The following is a 2048-nucleotide window of genomic DNA, read 5'->3' as shown; positions in this document are numbered from 1 at the left end:
TCCTCCAGAGTGAGGGCCGGGGTTTGGGGCGGAGCCCCAACAACCAGCAGCGGCACCGTCCTCGCGGACGTCGCGCGGCTCCTGGAGCACCGGCGCGGACCAGCGGCACTCTCACCGCCGATCGTCACGGACCCTCTGGCGGGGGGTCTGACGCTCCGACGCGCCGACGGGCCGACGCGCCCACGGGGCGACGCTCCGGCCGGGGTGCCGACCGGAGGGAGGCGGGACCCCGGCCGGGTGCGGCGATCCCGTAGGCGCGGCACGCACGGCGACGCGCGGCGCGTGCGCCAGGTCACACGCGGCGGCCGAAGGCCGCCCTTGAAAAAAGAAGGAAGAGAACATTGGCGACGATCTTTGTATGGTCTGTTTGTGCAGGTCGGTGAGTTGCGCTGTAGGTGCACGTACCCTGATTACGGGCACGTTCGGGGAGGGGTGCGGAGTGGTGGACGATCCGGGCGCTCGTCTTCGGGCTCTCCGGCTGCGGCGTGGCTTCTCTCAAGAGGGGTTGGCCGACGAGGCTGGGTTGAGCGTGTCGACGGTGCGGAAGATCGAGCAGGGTGGAAGCGCGCGGATCGAGACGCTGCGCACGTTGGCCCGTGCGCTGGATACGGAGACGTCGTCGCTGTTCGGGGCACGTTCACCTGGGCCAGTGACTGATGCAACGGAAGACGAGAAGCTGAATCTGCTGCCGCTACGCCAGGTTCTCACGCCTGCTGTCGGCCTCGTCGGCGTTTCGCGGTCACCGGTAGGTGGATCGGCACAGGAGTCGCAGTCTCGGCTTCGAGATGCGCTGTCAAACGCGATCAGGGTCTACCAGTCCGACGACTTCGGCGCTGTGGCTGCGATGCTGCCGGTGATGATCGAGGAAAGTCACGGGCTTGTCGATGGTGCGGAGAATGAGGGTGATCGTCGGGAGGCGGCGCGGCTGCGGGCGGAGATTTTCCAGGTCGCGGGCTGGTTTCTGACTCAGGTACGTCAATACGATCTTGCCTATGCGGCGATTCGTGACGCGATGCGGGATGCTCTCGATTCCGGGGATCGGCTGRCGGCTGCGGCGGGTGCTATCTCACAGTCCTGGCTGTTTGTGCGTCAGGGGCGGTTCGATGACGCGGAGCGGCTTGCTCGCGAGACGGCGTCGCGGGTGGAGCCGCGCCTGTCGGTGGCGAGTGATGCGGAGCTGTCGGCGTGGGGATGGTTGTTGCTGCGTGGTTCGGCGGCGGCGGTGCGGAACAATCGAGTCGATGCGTCGGATGACTTTTTGTCGCTTGCCGAGGTTGCCGCGTCCAGGATCACCGGGTCGGGGATTACTGGCCGGCACCATCAGTATTTCACGACGTTCAATCCGAATGTCGTGCGGATGAAGCGGGCTGAGGCGCTGATCATCGCTGATGATCCGCGTKGGGTGCTGCGCATAGCGGAGGATGTCCGCGACGGCGCAGGGAAGCGGCGGCGGTCGGACAACTACAACCGTCATCTACTCGATGTGGCCGCTGCGCATGCAGCGCTTCGTGACTTCGGGGATGCGGTCGGTGTGCTGACGCTGCTGCTTCGTACCGCGCCGGAATGGCTGCGACACCAGCGCAAGGGTAAGGACGTCCTGAGTACGGTTCTGCTTTCCCGGAAGCGAAGGCTGAGTTCGGAGCTACGCGAGCTTGCCGACTTCATGCAGGTCCAGTAGATCGTCCAACTACCACGGGGCGTGGTAGTTGGACGTGGCGTGTCAGGTGAACTACTGCGTTACGCGACTCGTTCCGATTGCCGGTTGGCGTTAGGTTCTTCGCATGGCCTCCGGGGCTGGTTGAGATAGGGAATCGGTTCTCTGTTTCCCGGCCTCGGGGTRCCTTTTCATCACTCCTACTGTCCGGAGAACCTATGACCTGGCGATCCTGTGTCATCGGCAAATGGGGACTGYCCGTCTATGAAGACAGCGACCACCGTGTCGCGATCACGTCGGAGGGGGGTCCTGGCCGTGGGCCGGTGGGAGGACGAGCATTTTGCCCGGTTGGAGTGTGAGGTGCCGGTGCGGGGCCGGGATCGTCTGGCCTGGT

Annotated in this window: 1 protein-coding gene; it reads left to right on the top strand. The window is 65.2% G+C overall.

What is annotated here, in order from left to right; all coding sequences use genetic code 11:
- The first annotated feature begins 439 nt into the window (after positions 1 to 439).
- Positions 440 to 1678, top strand: a complete 1239-nt coding sequence (locus tag Manayef4_RS18310; RefSeq protein ID WP_070132477.1) for a helix-turn-helix transcriptional regulator — start codon at positions 440 to 442, stop codon at positions 1676 to 1678.
- Positions 1679 to 2048: the final 370 nt, after the last annotated feature.

The organism is Frankia sp. CgMI4 (assembly GCF_001756285.1).
Taxonomy (GTDB): Bacteria; Actinomycetota; Actinomycetes; order Frankiales; family Frankiaceae; genus Frankia; species Frankia casuarinae.
The sequence above is the reverse complement of the archived record's forward strand: the minus strand, read 5'-3'. Positions and strand labels throughout refer to the sequence as shown.